This window comes from Herbaspirillum sp. C7C2 (genome assembly GCF_022627865.1).
In the GTDB taxonomy this organism is placed as follows: domain Bacteria; phylum Pseudomonadota; class Gammaproteobacteria; order Burkholderiales; family Burkholderiaceae_D; genus Herbaspirillum; species Herbaspirillum frisingense.
This window is the reverse complement of record NZ_JABXGI010000007.1, coordinates 145,289-164,871: the sequence shown is the minus strand read 5'-3', so window position 1 is coordinate 164,871 and position 19,583 is coordinate 145,289. Positions and strand designations below refer to the sequence as shown.

Here is a 19,583-nt window from a genome sequence, read left to right as displayed (position 1 = left end):
GAGGATGAATTTTATGCTGGGTTTCGATTTCCGCGTGGCCAGGATCGTCTGGACCGTCTTCCTGGTGGCGTTGTTGCTCTACGTCACCTACACCATTTCGGCCACCGTGCTGGTGCTGGTGTTCGCCGTCTTCTTCAGTTATCTGGTCTATCCGTTGGTGGAGCAGATCGAACGGGTGCGTCCGCCCAGGGTGCCGCGCACGGTGTCCATTGCCGTGGTGTTCGTGCTGGCCATCGGCATCGTGGCGGCGGTGGCGACCATTTTCGGCGCGCGTATCCAGGAGGAGGCGCTGCGCCTGTCCGAGCAGTTGCCGGCACTGCTGCGCTCCAATGACGCAGTGGCCAAGCTGCCCTTGCCGGGCTTCGCCGAGCCCTTGCGCGCCCGCATCCTGGGCTTCGTGCGCGACCAGTTGGCCAATGGGACCGACCAGGCCATGCCGCTGGCCAAGCAGTTCGGTGTGGGCGTCATGCACGCGGCCAGCAACCTGATCTACCTGGTGCTGGTGCCGGTGATCAGCTTCCTGTTGATCAAGGAGGCGCCGGCCATGCGCGACGAGATGCTGTCCTGGATGAATCGCTCCAACCGCAAGCTGTGGGACGGCATCATCAAGGACCTCGACGTGCTGCTCTCGCGCTACGTGCGGGCCTTGCTGTTCCTCTCCATTGCCACCTTCGTGGCCTATAGCATCGCCTTTTCGTTGATGGGTGTACCGTACGCGATGTTGCTGGCAGGCCTGGCGGCGGTGCTGGAATTCATCCCCTTCGCCGGGCCGCTGGCGGCCAGTGCGGCGGCGCTGGTGGTGGCCGGTTTCAGCGGTTATGACCACCTGCTGTGGTTGGTCGGCTTCATCGTGGCGTATCGGGTGTTCCAGGACTACGTGCTCAATCCCTACCTGATGAGCGAGGGGGTGGAAGTGAGTCCGCTGATGGTGATCCTGGGCCTGCTGGCCGGTGACCAACTGGGCGGGGTGGCCGGTATCTTCCTGTCGGTGCCGGTGATGGCCGCGCTCAAGATCATCTTCACCCGTGCCTCGGCGGCGCAAAAGCTGCGACGTGCGGCCGAAGCCCGTGAGGCCGAACTGGCGGCGCAGGCTGCGCAGGAGGCGCTCAGCTCGCCACAGGCTGAAGAGGTGGTGGCAGTGGTGCCTGCGCCGCCGGCGCGAAGCTGAGGTTGAGGCGTATCCAGCCCGGTTGCGGGCTGGTCACGGTGGCCGTGCCTCTGTGCAGGGCCATGATGGCCTTGACGATGGCCAGGCCCAGGCCGTTGGATTCGGTAAAGGCGCTGCGTGAGCGGTCGCCACGGTAGAAACGGTCGAACATGCGCGCCATCACCTGCGCAGTGACCGCATCGCTGCGGTTGTCCACCAGGATGCGGCTGCCGTTGGCATCGCTCTCGGCGGCGATGCGGATGACGCTGTCGGCCTCGCCATAGCGCACCGCATTGATGACCAGATTGCTCACGGCGCGGCGCCACATGACCAGATTGGCATGGCATGTGCCCTGTGCCTGCAGTTCGAAGCGCATGCCGCGTTCATCGGCAATCCCTTCGAAGTAGTCCGTGATCTTGCCCAGTTCTTCCTGCAGGTCGAAGCTGGTGCAGTCCACCGCCAGGGTGGCGTGGTCGGCCTGGGCCAGGAACAGGATGTTTTCGACGATGCGCGCCAGGCGCTGCAATTCTTCCACGTTCGATTCCAGCAGCTGCTCATACTCTTCCGGCGTGCGGCGCTGACCCAGGGCAACCTGGCTCTGGCCCATCAACACATTGATGGGGGTGCGGATTTCATGGGCCAGGTCGCCGGAGAACTGGGCCAGGTGGTCGTAGCCGGCTTCCAGCCGGTCCAGCATGGCATTGAAGGACAGGGCCACGCGACGTAGTTCGGCCGGCATGCCGTGCTGCTCCAGCCGCGCCGACAGGTGGTCCGGGGTGATCTGGGCGGCGCGCTGGCTCATGGCTTCCAGTGGTTGCAGGCCGCGCCGCAGCAGCAGGAAGCCCAGCAGTGCGGTCAGCACGATCGCCCCGGTGGCGGCGCCGGCGATGCGCCAGCGGTAGCTGCGCATCATCTGGTCTTCCTGCACCATCACATAGGCGGCGACGATCTCGACCACTTCTCCATCCTTGCCATCCTTGCCGCCCTTGCCGACATCGGCCAGGGCCGAGACCCAGCGCACGCGCACGCCATCGGCGCGTTCACTGGTCAGCAGGCTGGCCGAGGTGACGGGCGTGCGCACCGGTAGCGGCGTCATGGTGGGCGGCGTGAGATGGTCGGGGTTGCTCTGGATGAAGGGGGCTTCACCCAGGCGCCGGAAGATGCGTACGTCCTGCTCATTGCCCATCATGCTTTCGAAGAGGGCGGGCCGTTGTTCCATCTGCTCGACGTTGTAGAGGTCGTGCATCAGGTTGCGGAAGTGTTCGACGCGACCGATCAGCGCCTGGTCGGCCCGCAGTGACAGGGCGTCGCTGGCAGCGCGGTCGAGGTAGAAACCCAGGCCGGTGACGACCAGGCTGGTCATCAGCGCGAACAAGGCGGTGACGCGGGCGGTCAGGGTCCAGCCACGGACTGGCGGCGACACCGGAGTGGCGGCGTTCATGGCTCCTCGGAGAACATGTAGCCGACGCTGCGCACGGTGTGGATCAGTTTCTTTTCGAAGGGCGCATCGATCTTGGCGCGCAGGCGCTTGATGGCGACGTCCACCACATTGGTATCGCTGTCGAAGTTCATGTCCCAGATCTGGGATGCGATCACGCTGCGCGACAGGGCTTCGCCCTGGCGCTTGATGAGCAGGTGCAGCAGCATGAATTCCTTGTTGGTGAGCGCGATGTGGATGCCCTGGCGTGTGACCTTGTGGCGGATGTGATCGAGTTGCAGGTCGGCGATCTCGTAGACTTCGGCTTCGCGGGTGACGCCACGTCGAAGCAGGGTGCGGATGCGCAGCACCAGTTCGGTGAAGGAGAAGGGTTTGACCAGGTAGTCGTCGGCGCCCAGTTGCAGGCCGCGGATGCGGTCGTCGACATGGTCCTTGGCGGTCAGGAAGAGGACCGGCAGGTCGCGCTTGCTGCGCAGTGCGCTCATCACCTGCCAGCCGTCCAGGCCGGGCAGCATCACGTCCAGCACCACCAGGTCGTAATCCTGTTCCAGCGCCAGGTGCAGGCCGTCGGTGCCGGTGCGGGCCAGGTCGACAACATAGCCGGATTCGCGCAGGCCCTTGCGCAGGTAGTCTCCGGTCTTGGGGTCGTCTTCGATTACCAGGATGGCCATAGAGGGAATGGTGTGCCGCTGCAAAGGCGGGCAAGATGCAGGAAAATGCTGTTGATTCTAGCAATGGCGGACTTTTTCTTCATGACAAAATTGTCATGAAATTGCCACCTGACTGTCACCGCCTGACTTTTACCATGGCTTCACATCGGCAAGGCCCAGACCTTGCCCCCACCCTTTTTTGCCGGAGCGCACCATGCTGATCAAGATTCGTCCCGACCAGATCGAGATTCCGACCGCATCCGAGATCACGCCCCAGGATGTCTATCTGTCGCGCCGCAGCTTCATGGCCCGCGTGGTGGCCGGTGCGGCGCTGGCCGGCGGCATGGGCGCGCTGCCGCAGGCTTTTGCCCAGCAGGGGCGCAAGCTGCCGGCCAAGCTCAATAACGCCTACGCGGTGATGGACAAGCAGACTGCCTACAAGGACGCCACCAGCTACAACAACTTCTACGAGTTCGGGACCGACAAGGCCGACCCGGCCAAGAACGCCGGGACCCTGAAGACGGCGCCCTGGACCATCGACATCGAAGGCGAGGTGAAGAAACCCTTCACTTTAGATCTTGATGCACTGACCAAACTGGCACCGCTGGAAGAACGTATCTATCGCCTGCGCTGCGTCGAAGGCTGGTCGATGGTGATCCCCTGGATCGGCTATTCGCTCTCGGCCCTGATCAAGAAGGCCGAGCCGACCGGCAATGCCAAGTACGTCGAATTCGTCACCCTGGCCGACAAGAAGCAGATGCCCGGCATCAGCGATCCCATCCTGAACTGGCCCTACCGCGAAGGCCTGCGCATGGATGAAGCCAATCACCCGCTGACCCTGCTGACGCTGGGCATGTACGGGGAAGTGCTGCCCAACCAGAACGGTGCGCCGGTGCGCATCATCGTGCCGTGGAAGTATGGCTTCAAGTCGGCCAAGTCCATCGTCAAGATCCGTTTCGTCAAGGACGAGCCCAAGACTGCCTGGAACATGTATGCCCCCCAGGAATACGGCTTCTATTCCAACGTCAATCCGAACGTTGACCATCCACGATGGTCGCAGGCTTCCGAGCGCCGCATCGGCGAGGATGGCTTCTTCGCGCCCAAGCGCAAGACCCTGATGTTCAACGGCTATAACGACGTGGCCAGCCTCTACAGCGGCATGGACTTGCGCAAGTTCTTCTGATCCTGGACCGCCCATGCCGCTCGCTCCCGCCGTTCTCCGCAATCTGAAACCACGCAGCGTCACGCTGCTGTGGTGGGTATTCCTGGCGCTGACCCTGGTACCGCTGGCGCGGCTGGTGGTGTTCGGCTTTACCGGTGGGCTGGGGGCCAATCCGTTGGAATTCATCACCCATAGCACCGGCGACTGGACGCTATATCTGTTCTGCATCACCCTGGCCGTGACACCCCTGCGCAAGATCACCGGCCTGAACTGGCTGTTGCGCATGCGGCGCATGCTGGGGCTGATGGCCTTTTTCTACCTGTGCCTGCACTTCACGACCTTCGTCTGGTTCGATCACTTCTTCGACCTGGGCGAGATCTGGAAGGACATCGTCAAGCGGCCTTTCATTACCGTCGGCGTGCTGGCGCTGGTGCTGACGATTCCGCTGGCCATCACCAGCACCAACGGCATGGTGCGCCGCCTGGGCGGCAAGCGCTGGCAGGCGCTGCATCGGCTGGTGTACGTGATCGTGCCGCTGGGCGTGCTGCATTACTGGTGGGACAAGGCCGGCAAGAACCTGATCGCCCAGCCGCTGCTGTTTGCCGTGCTGGTCGCGCTGATGCTGGCCCTGCGTCTGTTCTGGCGCAAGGGCAGGGCGCCGGCCGGGCAGGCTTCTGCAAGTTCGCGTCCCTGAGCCGGCCTGGCTTGGGCGGCGCGGCTGCCTACAATTCTTTCTTGTCTGATCGACCGTACCGGAGATTCACCATGATCATCCTGAAACCTGCCGCCCTGGCTTCGGCCGCCTTGTGCCTGGCGCTGGCCTCGTTTGCTTGCCTTTCGACAGCCCATGCCGCGGAGGCTGCCGTGGCGGTGCCAGCCCCGGCTGGCAAGGCCGTGCTGGGCTCGACCGCCAGCAGTGAGACCGTGGTGCTGGCCGGTGGATGCTTCTGGGGCGTGCAGGGGGTGTTCCAGCATACCCAGGGCGTATTGAAGGCAGTTTCCGGCTATGCCGGCGGCAAGTCCGATACCGCCAGCTATTCCATGGTCAGCTCTGGCACCACCGGCCATGCGGAGGCGGTGCAGGTGACCTATGATCCGCGCAAGATTTCCTTCGGTCAGCTGCTGCAGATCTATTTCTCGGTGGCGCACGATCCTACCCAGCTCAATCGCCAGGGCCCGGATCAGGGCACGCAATATCGCTCGGCCATCTTCACCGCCAGTGACGAGCAGAAGCAGGCGGCCCAGGCCTACATTGCGCAGCTCAACGCGGCCAAGGTGTTTTCCGCACCGATCGTGACCCAGGTGGCGCCGCTGCAGGGCTTCTACCGCGCCGAGGATTACCATCAGGATTACGCCACCCTGCATCCCAACCAGCCCTACATCGCCTACAACGACCTGCCCAAGATCGGCAACCTGCAGAAGATGTATCCGGCCATCTACCGCGCCGATCCGGTGCTGGTGTTCAAACGCTGACATTGCCCCGCCAGCTGGCGTTCGCCCTCGTGGCGGGCAGGGATGAGACAATACGCCCGTTTGTCTCCCTTGCCCCGTCATGAATTCACACGCCACTCTCCAGCTCGCCCTCGACCATTTCGACCTGCAGGACTACGCTGCTGCCGAGCAATCGCTGTTTGCCCTGCTTGAACAGCATCCGCAGCACAAGGATGCGCTGCACCTGCTGGGCAGCGTGGCGGCCGCGCAAGGGCGTTTCGAGGAGGCTGCGCTAGCCTGGCAGCAGGCGCTGCGGCTGGTCGAGCCGGACAGCGAGGAAGCGCTGGCCCTGCGTTATCGCCTGGGCCGCGCCTTCTATGAACAGGGGCGCTTTGAAGATGCCTTCCTGCTCTATCGCGATCTGATCGAGGCGGGCCATCAGCAGGCCGAATTCTTCGTCGCCGCAGCGGCCGCTCTGCAGGCACTGTCACCTTCCGGCAAGAATGACCGGCAGGCGCTGGCCTTGCTGGATGAGGCCCTCCAGCGCAATCCCGAACAAGCCGACACCTGGCATCGCAAGGCATTGCTACATGAGCGCGCCGCTCAATGGGAGCTGGCGCGCGACTGCATCCACCAGGCGCTGCGCCTGAACGATCAGTCTGCGCAGCTCTGGCTGGCTGCCGGACTGATTGAGCACGCCCTGGGCGCCTATGAGGAAGCGCTGCGCTACTACGATCAGGCCCTGATTCTCTCGCCCGAGCTGGTGGACGCCCACGTCAGCCGCGGGACCACGTTGGCCCGCCTGCGCGACCATGAGGAGGCCATCGACAGCTATCGCCGTGCCCTGCGCATCGATGCGGGAGATGCCGACGCCCACGTCAACCTGGCGCTCTCCCTGCTTGCCCTGGGCCGGCTGGAAGAGGCGCTGCCCTTGTACGAATGGCGCTGGGAAGGACGTGATGCCGACCCCTACCGGCATGCGGCGATTCCGGCCTGGAACGGTGGCAGCAGCTTGCAAGGCAAGCGTCTCCTGCTGTGGGCCGAGCAGGGGCAGGGCGATACCATCCAGTTCAGCCGCTATGTGCTGCAGATGGTCGGGGCCGGTGCCGAAGTCGTGCTGGAGGTGCCGGCCAGTCTGCTGAGGCTGATGCACGGCTTGCCCTGCGCCGCAAGCATCCGCCTGGTGGCGATGGGACAGGCCTTGCCGGAGGTCGACTTCCAGTTGCCCTTGATGAGCCTGCCGCTGGTGTGCAATACCTCCCTGGCTTCTATCCCGGAAAGCTTTCCGGGTTCGTCCTACCTGGCGCCGGAGGCCGGCTTGTGCAGTCAGTGGGGGACCCGCATCGCAGCGCTCGCTCCCCGTGCAGCCGGACGGGTACGCGTCGGCGTGGTGTGTTCCGGCAACCCCGGCAACGTCAACGATGCACGTCGCTCTATCGCCCTCGAACGCTTTGCCACGCTGGAGCAGGCGCGTGGCGGACTGGATTTCTTCGTGCTCCAGCCTGACCTGCGCGACGCCGATGCCCAATGGCTGCGGCAGGCTGGTCCCGGCTGGCATGACCTTGGTGCCGACATCGGTGATTTCGCCGATACTGCCGCCGCCTTATCCTGCATGGATCTGCTGATCAGCGTCGATACTGCCGCCGCCCACCTGGCCGGTGCGCTCGGCCGGCCGGTGTGGGTCGCCTTGCCGCATGCGCCCGACTGGCGCTGGTTCCTGCAGCGACATGATTCCCCCTGGTATCCAACAGCCCGCCTGTTCCGTCAGCAGCAGCCCGGCGCCTGGGATGACGTGATCGGTATGCTGCGGGCCGCACTGGCGATCGAAAATTTCAAGGCTTGAGGATCGGCCAGTGCCGGGAACGGCTGGTGTCCTTGATCCAGGCTTTCGCCGTGCGACCTGAACTTTCTTGGCATTTCTCGAAAAATTACGAGAGTGCGAGAACATTTCTGCCCCAATAGACAATTCGTCACTTCGCGCATTTCCGCGATCATCCAAGACCCATTCTTGTCCTTGTCGTCGCCCGCTACCGACCGGCTACAGTGATCCTCCGAGCGCGTTGTCGGAACCCGCTGGCCGGTCGCAATTTCCGCTTTACCCAGCGCCCGAGGCGCGCCGAGGAAGCGAACTGCGCGACATCCTGTGTGGACAAGACCAACAGGAAATGATCGCACATGAACGACCACACCAAGCAACGCGCCCCCCGCTCCCTGCAGACCGGCCCGACTACCCCGCGCAGCCGCATCACCCGACTGGCGGCCACAATCGCGCTGGCCTTTGCCGGCTGGACCAGCCAGGCCGACGCCACTACCCTGGGCGACCTGGTCAGGCAGGCAGCCTTCAACAATCCGTCCGCACTGGCACGCCAGCGGGCCGCCGAAGCGGCGGCTGACGCCGTCTCGTCCGCACGCTGGCAATTCTTCCCTACGCCTTCGCTCTCTGTGGAACGTGCCGGGATGACCAGTTCCCGTGATATCTCCTACAACGGCGACGACACCGTCGTCACGATGCGCCTGCAGCAGACCTTGTGGTCCGGTGGTCGCCTGTCCGGTCAGCTGGAGCAGGCCGGCCACAATCAGCAGTCGGCCGAAGAAGCCTTGCGCGAGCAGCGTTTCCGCCTGAAGAAGTCTGGCGGCAGTGCCATTGACATCAATTCACTGTGTGGCGCGCTGAGTCTACCCAAGGCACAGCTTCTCAAAGCACCAGATCGCAGCCAGCTGCCCGTGCTGGGCGTTGTGCAGGAGCGTGGTTGGGGCATCATCGTCGATCAGCGTCCCGACGGTCGCTGGATCTTCATTAGCGAGCAGGGCCATGCACTGATCAGTGATGGCGATCTCGCTGAAGGTGTTTGCAAGATCGATTTTTCCGTTCTTGCTGCCAAAGGCGGGCAGAATGGATTCGAACGCGTCTTCAAGGAAGCCCTTGCCGAATTCCGGCCCGTTTTCCTTGAGGTCGTTCTCGCATCGGTCGTGATGAGCATCATCGCCCTGGGTGCTTCGATCTTTTCCATGCAGGTATATGACCGCGTCATTCCCACCCATGGTGTTGCCACTCTGATCGTGCTGGCCATTGGCGTCGGACTGGCCATTCTCTTCGAGCTGGGTATGAAGTTCGCCCGCTCGCACATCATGGATACGGTCGTTTCCGGTCTGGATGCAAAGCTCTCGCAGGCACTTTTTGAGAGACTCTTGTCGGTTCGGGTGGATCAGCTGCCTGGCTCGGTTGGTAGTCTCGCTGGCCAGTTGCGTGGCTATGAACAGATCCGCTCCTTCTACACCTCCCAGACCCTGTTCACCCTCGTCGATCTGCCATTGGGCCTGCTGTTCGTTCTGGTGATCGCCTTCATCGCCAGCCCCTGGATGGCGGCGGTACCGACGCTCTTCGGCTTGGCCGCCATTGCCATCGGTTACCTCTCCAATCGCAAGGTCGTACGTCTGGCAGACAAGAGCGCTGCAGCTTCCAATCTCAAAACGGGGCTGCTGGTGGAGACGGTCGAGGGTGTCGAGACCATCAAGTCCGGTTCCGGCGGCTGGAAATTTCTTTCACGCTGGATCGACGTCAGCGCCGAATCGATCCGTAGCGACATGGCCATGCGCGCCATCGGCGATCACGCCGGCTACATCGCGGCCACGTTGCAGCAGCTGAGCTATTCGACCACCGTCATTGTTGGCTCTTTCCTTGTCATCAATGGTCAGATCACGATGGGCGCGCTGATTGCCTGCTCCATCCTTGGTGGTCGCATCCTGGCACCGGTCGCCATGATCCCGGGCCTGATGGTGCAGCGCGCGCACACCAAGGCGACTCTGGCTGGCCTCGAAAAAATCTACGCCCTCCAGACCGATCAGGGCGACGAAAGGCAATTGACGCCAGATAGCCTGCGCGGCGAGTTCCGCGTAGAGGATGCCAAGTTCACATACGCTGGCAGCCTGCTCAACGCCATGACCATAGACCAGCTCTCCATCAAGGCTGGCGAACGTATCGCCATCCTGGGGCCGATCGGGGCTGGCAAGTCGACCATCCTGCGCCTGCTGTCGGGTCTGTATCGCCCGCAGCAGGGTCGCATCCTGGTTGACGGTCTTGACATCGCCAACATCAATCGTCTGACCTTGAACCAGCACATCGGCTACCTGCAGCAGGATCATCGCCTGTTTGTGGGTACGCTACGCGAAAACCTGCTCATCGGTCTGCCCGACCCAGGTGACGAGACATTACGTCGCGTGATGGAACGTACCGGCCTGCTGCGTCTTGTCGCGGCTCATCCCAAGGGGCTGGACCTGCCGATCCAGGAAGGGGGGCGTGGACTATCCGGTGGACAGCGTCAATTGGTGGCGTTCACCCGATTGCTGCTGTGTCGGCCGGACATTTTCCTGCTCGACGAACCCACGGCGTCCATGGATGAAGACCTGGAGCGTCACTGCCTTGGCGTGCTCAATGAGGAGATCAACGGCGGCCGCACGCTCGTTGTGGTCACGCACAAGCCAGCGTTCCTGCCGATGGTTGATCGTGTGATCGTGGTCGTCGGCAATCGCATTGTGCTTGATGGCCCGCGGGACGCCGTACTGGCGCGCCTGCGTGGCGAAGTACCAGCGGCATCACCCAATGTCATCGCGGGAGATGCGCAATGAATCTGCACATGAAAAACGCCAACACTCACCATCCCCTGGTCTCCGCTCGCTGGATGTTGCGCCTGTCGATGGCCAGCGTCGTCTTTCTGCTGATCTGGGCTGCGTTGAGTCACATCGATCAGGTGACTCGCGCTCAGGGTCAGGTGATCGCCGTCTCACGCACCCAGTCGGTCCAGGCGCCTGATGGTGGCCCTGTCAAGCAGATCCTGGTCAAGGAGGGCGAGGCAGTCAAGCAGGGCCAACTGCTGATGGTGCTGGAGCAGGACCGTATCCATACCTCGCTCAATGACAGTCGCGCCAAGGTGGCCGCCACGGCAGATCTGGACAAGGTCAGCGACGCTATTTCGCTCAAGGCCCTGGTACGCTCCGCGATCCAGGCTGCCGATACGGCAGTGGCCAAGGCCGCCGCGTATGGCGATGATGCGTCTTACCCGGCACCCACCCTGGCCGACTTCAAGGCCATGGGCATTGTCGGCGTGAATGCCGCGCAGCAACTGGCCGCCATCAATGACATTCTCAAGGTCCTGCCACAAGGGCGATCGGATTCAATTGCCGAGATCCAGTCCACCGTGCGCGCCTACTACAAGGTGCTGGCGCTGGCCGATGGCGCAGCCGATAACACCGATGCCGCCAGCTATCCGGGCGTAGCCGAATACGCCGCGCTGGGTGTGGCATCGCCGCTGACCGACGTTGGCGCGCGCATGCTCAGTGCCGCTATCGACGGCAAGGATGCTGACGCCATTTCCTCGCTGACCAAAATCAACGCGCTGGCCGATGCGGCGCATCGCATCGCGCAACAGGCCGCCTTACCCGCAGGACAGGCTCTTTCTACTCCCCTGACGGTAGCTGACTTCGAACGCCTGGGCGTGATCGGTACCAGTGACGATAACGTTGCTGAAGTGGCCGCCAGCCTCAACAGCGTGCCGCAGAACCTGCGCGACAGTGGCGGCATCGTCGGTGTTGTCGATACGCTGGCCGAGGTGCAGGCGCTGGTGTCGGCCAAGATCGGTTCGCTGCAGACGATTCTGAACTATGCGAGGGGCGTCAGCCCGATCAACCCGCAGCGGCCCACCCAGAAGGAGCCGATACTCAACGACTATCAGAATGCCGAGCTGACTGATAACGCCAGCAGCACCGTGACGGCGTCCAATCTGGCCAGCGTCAACAGCGCAGTCAAGAGCGCTGGCGTGGATGCAGTTTCGTCGTGGAAGAAGCTGGCCAGCCTGGTGCAGTCCTATAACCTTATCCTGTCCAGCGCCGACGGCGTAGCTGGCAATGCTACCCAGCTGCCGGAGGCGGAGGACTATGCACGCGTTGGCGTGCAAGCCTTGCAGAAGGCCTTCCCGACTGGCAGTGCCGCGCGCAAGAACGCGTTGAGCCTGTTGAACCAGGTGCTCGACGGCGTCAATCGTAGCGATGTCGATTCGGCCGGCAAGCTGGATAAGCTGGCCAGCGTGGTCGCGCGCGTGATAGGCCTGGCTGCCGGGCAGAGCGTGGTGCTGGCGGCCGATGAACTCAATCAGCTGCGCCTGTCCACGCCGGTCACGGCGGCCCAGTTGCCGGTGGTGTTGTCCGGCATCGCCGGTACTGCCGACGATGGTTCGGAATTGCGCTCTCCCATCATGGTGGCCGAGGTGGCATCCCGAGCCCTGGCAGCGTCAGCCAGGATCGTCGCCTATGCCGATGACGTTGCCCGGCCGGCACCGGTACTGGCGGACTATCTCACGCTCGGCATCAAGGGCATTGACGACGACCTGGAACTGAGTGCCATCAACTCCGCTTTGGCCACATCCCCGGTGGACGGCAAACGGGTCGCCGTCCCTGTCCAGTTGCAGGAAATCGTCGATGCCTATGCGCGCATTCTCGGCAAATCCGGTGATGTTGCCGGCGTGCGTACCGCTCCGGCCTTGAAGGACTACACCTTGATCGGCGCCACGGCGCCTCACGATGAGAATACCAAAGGCCTGGTCAACTCCGCCCTGGTTGGCAAGTCCGTGCGCGATCTGGTCAGTGTCGGCAGCGTGAACCAGCTGGTGACGGCGGCCAATACCTTGCAGACATTGGCCGCCGGCGACATCAAGGCCTTGCAAGGGGAAACGGCGGCCGAGCGTGCCGCCGATCTGAAGGCCAAGCTGGAGCTCTTGGGTGTCGTCAATCTGAACGATGCCATGCAACCGACCGTGACCCAGGCCATCATCGCCAGCCCGGACGATGCCAGCGCCATCAATACCTTGGCCAAGCTGCAGTCCCTGGTGGACGGTGCCATCCAGGCGCACCTGAAGATCAATGCCTATGCCGATGATGCCAACCGCGCCGTGCCAGTGGCTGGAGACTACCTTGCCATTGGCGTGAACGGCGTGACCGTGGACAACCTGGGAGCGATCAATTCCGCGCTGGCCAGTGCGCCGGTTTCCTCTGCACAGACTGCGACGCCACAGATGGTGCAGGACATCGTCGACGCCTATGCACGCATCCTGAGCGCAGCCGATGTGCGTGCCGGCAATGCCATTTCACTGCCGTCGGTAGTGGATTATCAGCGGGTTGGCCTGGCGCCGGACCTGATCAAGGCCATGCAGCCAGCGGCCGATGGCACGCCAGCCCCATTGCTGGGCGTTCTCAATACCCTGGTCGATGTCCAGCCGGCAGCTGGCGTGAACACGCTGAACGCCTTGAGCACGCTGGCCGGTACGGCGCAGCACCTGCTTGCGCAGGCCAATGGCAAGCTCGGCGATACCTTGGTGAGCCAGGCCGAGCTGGCAGCGGCCGGCGTGACCGGCCTGGATACACGCACCTTCCCCGCAGTGCTGGCCGCCATCGCCGCCAGTGCCGATGACGCCAGCGGCCTCATCGGTACACTTCCTGCCGGTGGGATCAAGCTGCAAGCCCTGGCCGACAATGCCCATCGCGCGCAGTTGAAGATCCAGTCCTACGCCGACGGTGTCGCCAACGCCCAGGCCCCGACGCTGGCCGATTATCGCAGCGTGGGTATCGATCTGGCCGTGAGACTGTCGCATGCCTCAGTTGACCTTGCCGTCAAGGCCATCAACAGCACCTTGCGTACTGCTGCAGTGGATGGAACCAAGGTCAATACACCGTCCAAGCTGGCTGACATCGTCGATGCCTATGACCTCGTGCTGGCTGCCGCAGATGGTCGATGCGGCGCTGGCAGCCCAACGCAAGATCGTGCAATTTGCCCGCGACGATGGCGGTGACGCTCCCACGGCCGCCGATTTCGACGCTCTCGGCCTGCAATTGCCGATCGATGGCACGCGCAGCAATGCGCCTTACCTCAACGCCATCAACGATGCCCTGAAGTCGACCAGCATCTCGGCGACGCACGTGCAGACGCCTGAGCAGCTGCAGGGCCTGATCATCGCGGCGCAACACGTACTGGATGCTGCCAATGGCACGCCGGGGGATGGTTCCCCCGAACCGACCGCAGCCGACTTCCTGGCGCTGGGCCTGGCCAAGAGCAAGATCGACAATGCCGGCGCGGTAGGCGTGGCGATGCTGGCCGATACCGTTGACGCGAGCACCCTGCGCGCACTGACCACCGACGAGAATGGCAAGGCCATTGCCCTGCCAGACAAATTGGCCGGACTGCTGGATCTGATCCAGTCGCTCATCGTCACTGCCGCCGGGGGCGTCGCCAACCCGCCGCTGGATGCGGTCCAGCTGGGCAAGCTGGGCGTGAATCTGGCCGGCGTGGCGCACAACGCCGACGGTACGCTGCAGAACTGGCCGGCCATCTTTGCAGCCATTGCCGGCAGCAAGAAGGACGGTTCCGACGTCAATACCCTGGACAAGCTGCAGGCCCTGGTCAACGACGCCGATGTCTCGCAGGCCAAGATCCGCCTGTTCGCCGACGACGCGGTGTCGGCCACGGATCCCTTGACCACGCCCACGGTCGATGACTACCACAATATCGGCCTGGTCAACCCGGTAGCCGATGCGACAGGTCTGGGACTGGTCGGTACCGGCACCGCGCCGGAAGTCAGTGCCACTACCCTGAACGCGCTCATGGCAGCGATCAAGGCGCTCACGCCGGCCGACGTCGATACGATGGCCGAGCTCAAGTCGGTGGCTGCAGCGGCCCGCGCCGCGCAGGACAAGATCAGGCAGTACGCCGATGCACAGACATCGGGCGCCGTGGCGCCCGCCGGTTCTGACCCGATGACGCCGGTCGCCAAGGACTTCGCCGACATGGGCGTGAGCGGCATCAGCAACTTCAAGACGCCGACGCCAGATCGTTCTGATGGTATGCCAGCCGGACTCTTCACGGTGCTTTCGGCCCTGGCGACCAGTGCGGTCGATGGCAAGCGCACTGCCACCGCCGACCTGGTGCAGGGCATCGTCGACAGCGCCAACAAGCTGCTGGCATTGGCCGATGGTCGTGCCAATACGCCGGCCAACCAGCCGTCGCTGGAAGACTTCCGCCTGTTGGGCGCCGATCTGTCCAGTCTGGGCAAGGCTGCGATCAAGACCGACTAACGTCGGCAACAACAGTGATCCGGTAACGATCATCCTGGACACGACGCCACCTGCTGTCATGACGATGGCGCTGGCGAAATCTGTCCGCACCAGTTCCAATGAGATCAGGACCAACGACGGAACCGTCAACGTGGCCGGCCTGGAAAATGACGCGACCTGGGAATACAGCCTGGATTCGGGCAAGCAATGGAAGCCCGGCAGCGGCACCAGCCTCAGGGTCAGGGGCGTTAACACCCCTCTCTTGCCCACCGACGACCCGACCGACAGCAATTCCGACGGTGAAAGATTCGTGCGGGTGCGACAGACCGACAAGGCGGGTAACCACCTGCTCTCCGTGGGTGTCCCGGCGGCCCGTATCCGCCAACGCATCGAGCCGGTCCCGGCGGCGCGCCAGAGCGGCACAGAGGCGCTGGAAATCCGTATTCAGAAGGTTGAATGAGGATAGCCGATGTCAGATGCAGCAAGTTCCATCGAGGAAGCCCTGGTGGGCAAGACCACCTATACGATCGATGTGAGACAGGCCGGCACTGCGTTGCGCAAGATTCCGATCGAATCGATCAAGGATGTGCGCAGCCTCGGTATCGACCTGCTGCTGGTGCTGCGTGGCGGTGGCCAGATCCTGTTGCGGGAGGGGGCGCTGGATGCACTGGTGAACCCCAATCGCCGCATCGAATTCAGTGATGGGGTGTTGACCTTGCAGCAGATTTTCATGCAGAGCGAACACTTCGACTTTTTCAATTCGGGGTCCAGCATCGACGGCCACCTGCACTTCGTCGATGCCCACAACATGCATGCGCCCGATGCGGTGCATGCAATGTTCTACCCTTTCGGAGGATAAGAAGATGAAGCGAGAGATCGATATCGCACCCACCAAGTCCGTGACCGAAACCAAGGAAGCCATCGGTGAACGGCTCAAGGCGATCCGGTTGACCAGCGGCTTGAACCAGCGTGACTTCGCCAGTCGCCTGGGGACGTCCGGTGCGTATATCAGTTGTGTGGAGCTGGGACACAGCATGCCGGGTGGGCGCTTCCTGCGTACTTTGCATCGTGAGTTCGACGTCAACATCAACTGGCTGCTCAGTGGCATGGAAGCAGAATTGCCGCCGCGCCACGGCTTTCACGTCAAGGGTCTCATCAAGGACTATGTCCGCGCTACAGAACGCGGCAAGTCGCTGGTGATGATGGTGGCGAGTTTTCTGGTCGTCAAGCGCGGCTGAAATTAATGCCTGTGGTCTTGCCGGCGGCGTTGTCAGGCAGGCCCGGCGAGGGATACGGGCAGCGCGCATGGCCTGCCCGTATTGAGGAGAGGACATGTTCAGTGAAGAAATCGGCGGCCGCATCAAGGAGATCCGGCTCGCCAACGGCCTGAGCCAGCGCGAGCTGGGTCAGCGCCTCAATACATCCACCGGACACATCAGCTGGCTGGAAGCCGGCAAGGCCATGCCCGGTGGCGAGTTGTTATTGCAGTTGCATCGTGAACTGGCGGTGGACCTCAACTGGCTGCTGACCGGCAGCGAGCCCGAGGTACTACCGCAGGAGGGAGACAAGGACGTACGGCTGCTGGTCGATCACTACTGCCGTTCGGACCTCCAGGGGCGGGAAATCATCCGCATCCTGGCAGGTTATGCGGGGCGGGACTGCGGCTGAAGCGTGCGGCCAGCCCCGCCGGGCGCGGTGGCGCTCAGCCACCTGCGCCCGGGGCCGCGGTCGTTGCCGTAGCCGCTGCGCTTGTGGCGGCTGCGCGCAACTGCACATCGCGGTTCAATCGCCACACCAGCAAGGAGGCCAGCAAGGTCGTGCCGACGATCACGAAACCGACCACATCGAAGTGGCGCAACTGTCCCTCAGGACCGAGCGTGACGATATGCCCGGCCACCACCGAGGCCAGACCGCCGGAGAGTTGCTGGATCGAAGCACTCACCGCATTGAACGAACCCCGCTGGGTGGGCGAAGGGATGGACGAGACCAGCGCCTGGAACGGAATCATGCGCGAGAAGATCCCCAGGAACAGCACCGCGTTGATCAGCACGATCATCGGTACCGTCACCGGCCCCAGGTGGGTATAGATCAACACCATGATGATGGACAGCACCGCCCCGAAACAGAACACCCGGAACTTGCCGACCTTGTCGGCGGCGCGCCCGATCAGCGGACCAAATGCGATGGTGCACAGGCCGGTGACCAGATAGACCGTCGGCAGGTGGTGCAGATCGATGCCCAGATTGCCGACCAGATAGGCACTGCTGAAGGGCATGAGCATGAAGCCACCTGTCATCAGCAAGGCCGTCGTGCCGAAGGCAATCAGGTAGCGCGGCTCGGTAATGGTGTGATACAGGTGCATCCATGCGCTGTGCTCCTGCTTGAGCTTCAGGTGACCGTCCACCGGTTGCATCTTCATGCTCACCACCAATCCCCCGATGGCGCCCAGCGCCGCCATGGCCAGGAAGGGGACATGCCAGTTCCAGGTATTGGACAGGTACAGCCCGATCGGGATGCCCAACACCTGGCTGGCCGCAAACGAGGTCTGGATGATCCCCATGACACGCCCGCGCAGATGCGGGGCGAACAGATCGGTGGCAATCGCCAGCGTGATGGAGCCGATCACACCGCCGAAGAGGCCCGTCACGATGCGGGCCAGCAGCAGGCTCTCGAAGCTTTGCGCCAGGCCGCACCAGACTGTGCCGAGCACGAAGCCACCATAGAAGAACAGCAGCAGCCGCTTGCGGTCGAAGCGATCCGCAAAGCCTGCCGTGAACAGGCCCGAGGCCCCGGCGCTGAAGGCATAGGCTGACACCACCAGGCCGAACTGCTGCGGCGTGATCTGCATGGCCGGCATGATCACCGCGCCCAGCGGCGACATCAGCATGAAGTCCAGGATGACGGCAAATTGCAGGAAGGCCAGCAGGCCGGTCACGGTCTTCTGGTAGCGGGTGAAGCCCGTCGGGCTGGACGGAGTCGGTGGCGTGGAGGGCGTAGGTGGCGTAGGTGGGCGGGCAGGGCGGTTGGCTTGGGGCTGACTCAAAAGGGGCTCCTTGGCGTATCGGTAGGGCAGTTCTGCCGTGTCTTCGCGTCCTGGCCGGCGTGAACGTGGCCTGACGCTGTGTCGTCGCTGACGGATGAGCGTGCGCGATATTGTCCCGCCGTGTCATGAACGGCGCCCATGGCAGGGGTATTGGTCGTGAGGCGGGCTTGCAAGAGTAGGCGCAAGCGGGAGCTTAGGCAAGCCTGGACCGGCCTTCTCTGCAAAGTTCGCACGATTGGTCAGGCTTTCGTCACATTTCGTATGGAAAATGTGAAGATAAAAAAGCGGAGAGGCCCGTCCTGCGGGCCTCTCCGTCCTTTTGTGCCTACAACACCGGTTAACCCTGGCTCAGGGGCCGATTTCCGTCACCTCATTGCTTGAGCAGGCTGCATTTGGATTCCGCCACGGTGGTGAATGCCTGCTCGCCCGGGATGGTCTCCAGCAGTTTCAGGTAATCCCAGGGCTTCTTCGATTCGGCCGGCGACTTCACCTGGTACAGGTACATGTCATGGATGTTGCGGCCGTCGGCGCGGATGTAGCCCTTGTTGTAGAAGTCGTCGATGCGGGTCTTCTTCAACTGCGCCATCACCTTGGTCGAGTCATCGGTGCCAATCGCTTCCACCGCCTTCAGGTAGGTCATGGTGGCTGAATAGGCGGCCGCCTGGTGGGTGCTGGGCATCTTCTTCATCTTCTGGAAGAAGCGCTCGGAGAACTTGCGCGAGGGCTCGTCCTTGTCCCAGTACCAGCTGTCGGTCATCATCAGGCCCTCGGCGTTGGCCAGGCCCAGGGCGTGGATGTCGTTGATCACCATCAGCAGTCCCACCAGCTTCATGGTCTTGGTGACGCCGAATTCCTTGGCGGCCTTGATCGAATTGACGGTGTCCTCGCCGGCATTGGCCAGGCCTAGGATCTGCGCCTTGGAGGCCTGGGCCTGCAGCAGGAAGGACGACAGGTCCGAGGATTGCGGCGGGTGCTTGATCGAGCCCACTACCGTGCCGCCACTGGCCTTGACCACGGCACTGGTGTCGTTGGCCAGCGAATGGCCGAAGGCATAGTCGGCCACCAGGAAGAACCAGGACTTGCCGCCCTGCTTGATCACCGCGCTGGCCGTGCCCTTGGCCAGGGCCACGGTGTCGTATTCGTAATGCACGGTATAGGGCGTGCATTCCTCATTGGTCAGGCGCGCGGTACCGGCCCCGATGTTGATGTAGACCCGCTTCTTCTCGGCCATCACCTTGTTCATGGACAGGGCCGTGGCCGAGTTCACACCGCCGATCAGCATGTCCAGCCCGCGCTCGTCGGCCCATTCGCGGGCACGGGTGGCGGCGATGTCGGCCTTGTTCTGGTGGTCCGCCGAGATCACCTCGATGGGCTTGCCCAGCACCTTGCCGCCGTAGTCGGCCACCGCCATGCGGATCGCCTCCAGGCCGCCCAGGCCATCGGTATCGGCATAGGGGCCGGACATGTCGGTGATGAAGCCGATACGCACGGCGTCATTGGACACCTGAGCCGCCGCCGGGCCGGCCAGGCCGAAGGCGCCCGCAACGGCGCAGGTCGCGGCCAGCAGGCGCAGTTTGGTCGATGTAGTCATGTTTTGTCTCCTCGTTTTTATCGGC

Annotated in this window: 16 protein-coding genes; 12 read left to right on the top strand and 4 right to left on the bottom strand. The window is 63.1% G+C overall.

Annotation, left to right across the window (positions count from 1 at the left end; translation table 11 throughout):
• The first annotated feature begins 13 nt into the window (after positions 1-13).
• Positions 14-1,168, top strand: coding sequence for an AI-2E family transporter (locus HWE04_RS12625; protein ID WP_241812610.1), 1,155 nt, complete (start codon positions 14-16; stop codon positions 1,166-1,168).
• Here HWE04_RS12625 and HWE04_RS12620 read toward each other — a convergent pair.
• Complete coding sequence (locus tag HWE04_RS12620) at positions 1,107-2,588, bottom strand: heavy metal sensor histidine kinase (RefSeq protein WP_241812609.1); 1,482 nt, start codon at positions 2,586-2,588, stop codon at positions 1,107-1,109. The two genes, HWE04_RS12625 and HWE04_RS12620, sit on opposite strands and share 62 nt — an antisense overlap.
• Positions 2,585-3,256: a heavy metal response regulator transcription factor gene (locus HWE04_RS12615; RefSeq protein WP_006464429.1), complete on the bottom strand. Its 672-nt coding sequence runs from the start codon at positions 3,254-3,256 to the stop codon at positions 2,585-2,587. Before HWE04_RS12615 ends, HWE04_RS12620 begins: the two co-directional genes overlap by 4 nt.
• Before the next feature lie 193 nt (positions 3,257-3,449).
• Between HWE04_RS12615 and msrP the strand changes: the two genes are divergently transcribed.
• The 11 genes from msrP (at position 3,450) to HWE04_RS12560 (ending at position 16,592) form a co-directional block, all read left to right on the top strand.
• Positions 3,450-4,418 carry a protein-methionine-sulfoxide reductase catalytic subunit MsrP gene (gene msrP / locus HWE04_RS12610; protein WP_241812608.1) on the top strand — a complete coding sequence of 323 codons (969 nt, stop codon included), beginning with the start codon at positions 3,450-3,452 and terminating at the stop codon, positions 4,416-4,418.
• A gap of 13 nt (positions 4,419-4,431) precedes the next feature.
• Positions 4,432-5,091 (top strand): sulfite oxidase heme-binding subunit YedZ, encoded by a 660-nt coding sequence (locus tag HWE04_RS12605; RefSeq protein ID WP_241812607.1) that lies wholly within the window; start codon positions 4,432-4,434, stop codon positions 5,089-5,091.
• A gap of 71 nt (positions 5,092-5,162) precedes the next feature.
• Entirely contained in the window at positions 5,163-5,870 is a 708-nt protein-coding gene (gene msrA, locus HWE04_RS12600) for a peptide-methionine (S)-S-oxide reductase MsrA (protein ID WP_241812606.1), read from the top strand.
• Positions 5,871-5,949: 79 nt separating this feature from the next.
• The gene (locus tag HWE04_RS12595) at positions 5,950-7,671 is read left to right on the top strand and encodes a tetratricopeptide repeat protein (RefSeq protein ID WP_241812605.1); all 1,722 of its coding nucleotides are present in this window, start codon (positions 5,950-5,952) and stop codon (positions 7,669-7,671) included.
• A gap of 332 nt (positions 7,672-8,003) precedes the next feature.
• A complete protein-coding gene (locus tag HWE04_RS12590; protein WP_241812604.1) occupies positions 8,004-10,454 on the top strand; it encodes an ATP-binding cassette domain-containing protein in 2,451 nt (816 codons plus the stop codon).
• 8 nt (positions 10,455-10,462) lie between these two features.
• Positions 10,463-13,666, top strand: a complete 3,204-nt coding sequence (locus HWE04_RS12585; RefSeq protein WP_241812603.1) for a biotin/lipoyl-binding protein — start codon at positions 10,463-10,465, stop codon at positions 13,664-13,666.
• Positions 13,578-14,945, top strand: a complete 1,368-nt coding sequence (locus tag HWE04_RS12580) for a hypothetical protein (protein WP_241812602.1) — start codon at positions 13,578-13,580, stop codon at positions 14,943-14,945. Before HWE04_RS12585 ends, HWE04_RS12580 begins: the two co-directional genes overlap by 89 nt.
• 58 nt (positions 14,946-15,003) lie before the next feature.
• Entirely contained in the window at positions 15,004-15,384 is a 381-nt protein-coding gene (locus tag HWE04_RS12575) for a hypothetical protein (protein WP_241812601.1), read from the top strand.
• A 9-nt stretch (positions 15,385-15,393) separates the two neighbouring features.
• Complete coding sequence (locus HWE04_RS12570) at positions 15,394-15,783, top strand: hypothetical protein (RefSeq protein WP_006464436.1); 390 nt, start codon at positions 15,394-15,396, stop codon at positions 15,781-15,783.
• 4 nt (positions 15,784-15,787) lie between these two features.
• Complete coding sequence (locus tag HWE04_RS12565; protein ID WP_006464437.1) at positions 15,788-16,162, top strand: helix-turn-helix domain-containing protein; 375 nt, start codon at positions 15,788-15,790, stop codon at positions 16,160-16,162.
• Between the two features lie 94 nt (positions 16,163-16,256).
• Positions 16,257-16,592: a helix-turn-helix domain-containing protein gene (locus tag HWE04_RS12560; RefSeq protein WP_006464438.1), complete on the top strand. Its 336-nt coding sequence runs from the start codon at positions 16,257-16,259 to the stop codon at positions 16,590-16,592.
• A 34-nt stretch (positions 16,593-16,626) separates the two neighbouring features.
• On the opposite strand, the gene HWE04_RS12555 is transcribed toward HWE04_RS12560, so the two are convergent.
• Both HWE04_RS12555 and HWE04_RS12550 read right to left on the bottom strand, forming a co-directional pair.
• Positions 16,627-17,859 carry an MFS transporter gene (locus tag HWE04_RS12555; RefSeq protein WP_241812630.1) on the bottom strand — a complete coding sequence of 411 codons (1,233 nt, stop codon included), beginning with the start codon at positions 17,857-17,859 and terminating at the stop codon, positions 16,627-16,629.
• A gap of 478 nt (positions 17,860-18,337) precedes the next feature.
• Entirely contained in the window at positions 18,338-19,558 is a 1,221-nt protein-coding gene (locus HWE04_RS12550) for an ABC transporter substrate-binding protein (protein WP_077238264.1), read from the bottom strand.
• Positions 19,559-19,583 lie beyond the last annotated feature (25 nt).

Coding starts and splice junctions, on each gene's coding strand:
- HWE04_RS12625 (WP_241812610.1), top strand. CDS start 14: ATGCTGGGTTTCGATTTCCGCGTGGCCAGGATCGTCTGGACCGTCTTC.
- HWE04_RS12620 (WP_241812609.1), bottom strand. CDS start 2,588: ATGAACGCCGCCACTCCGGTGTCGCCGCCAGTCCGTGGCTGGACCCTG.
- HWE04_RS12615 (WP_006464429.1), bottom strand. CDS start 3,256: ATGGCCATCCTGGTAATCGAAGACGACCCCAAGACCGGAGACTACCTG.
- msrP (WP_241812608.1), top strand. CDS start 3,450: ATGCTGATCAAGATTCGTCCCGACCAGATCGAGATTCCGACCGCATCC.
- HWE04_RS12605 (WP_241812607.1), top strand. CDS start 4,432: ATGCCGCTCGCTCCCGCCGTTCTCCGCAATCTGAAACCACGCAGCGTC.
- msrA (WP_241812606.1), top strand. CDS start 5,163: ATGATCATCCTGAAACCTGCCGCCCTGGCTTCGGCCGCCTTGTGCCTG.
- HWE04_RS12595 (WP_241812605.1), top strand. CDS start 5,950: ATGAATTCACACGCCACTCTCCAGCTCGCCCTCGACCATTTCGACCTG.
- HWE04_RS12590 (WP_241812604.1), top strand. CDS start 8,004: ATGAACGACCACACCAAGCAACGCGCCCCCCGCTCCCTGCAGACCGGC.
- HWE04_RS12585 (WP_241812603.1), top strand. CDS start 10,463: ATGAAAAACGCCAACACTCACCATCCCCTGGTCTCCGCTCGCTGGATG.
- HWE04_RS12580 (WP_241812602.1), top strand. CDS start 13,578: ATGACCTCGTGCTGGCTGCCGCAGATGGTCGATGCGGCGCTGGCAGCC.
- HWE04_RS12575 (WP_241812601.1), top strand. CDS start 15,004: ATGACGATGGCGCTGGCGAAATCTGTCCGCACCAGTTCCAATGAGATC.
- HWE04_RS12570 (WP_006464436.1), top strand. CDS start 15,394: ATGTCAGATGCAGCAAGTTCCATCGAGGAAGCCCTGGTGGGCAAGACC.
- HWE04_RS12565 (WP_006464437.1), top strand. CDS start 15,788: ATGAAGCGAGAGATCGATATCGCACCCACCAAGTCCGTGACCGAAACC.
- HWE04_RS12560 (WP_006464438.1), top strand. CDS start 16,257: ATGTTCAGTGAAGAAATCGGCGGCCGCATCAAGGAGATCCGGCTCGCC.
- HWE04_RS12550 (WP_077238264.1), bottom strand. CDS start 19,558: ATGACTACATCGACCAAACTGCGCCTGCTGGCCGCGACCTGCGCCGTT.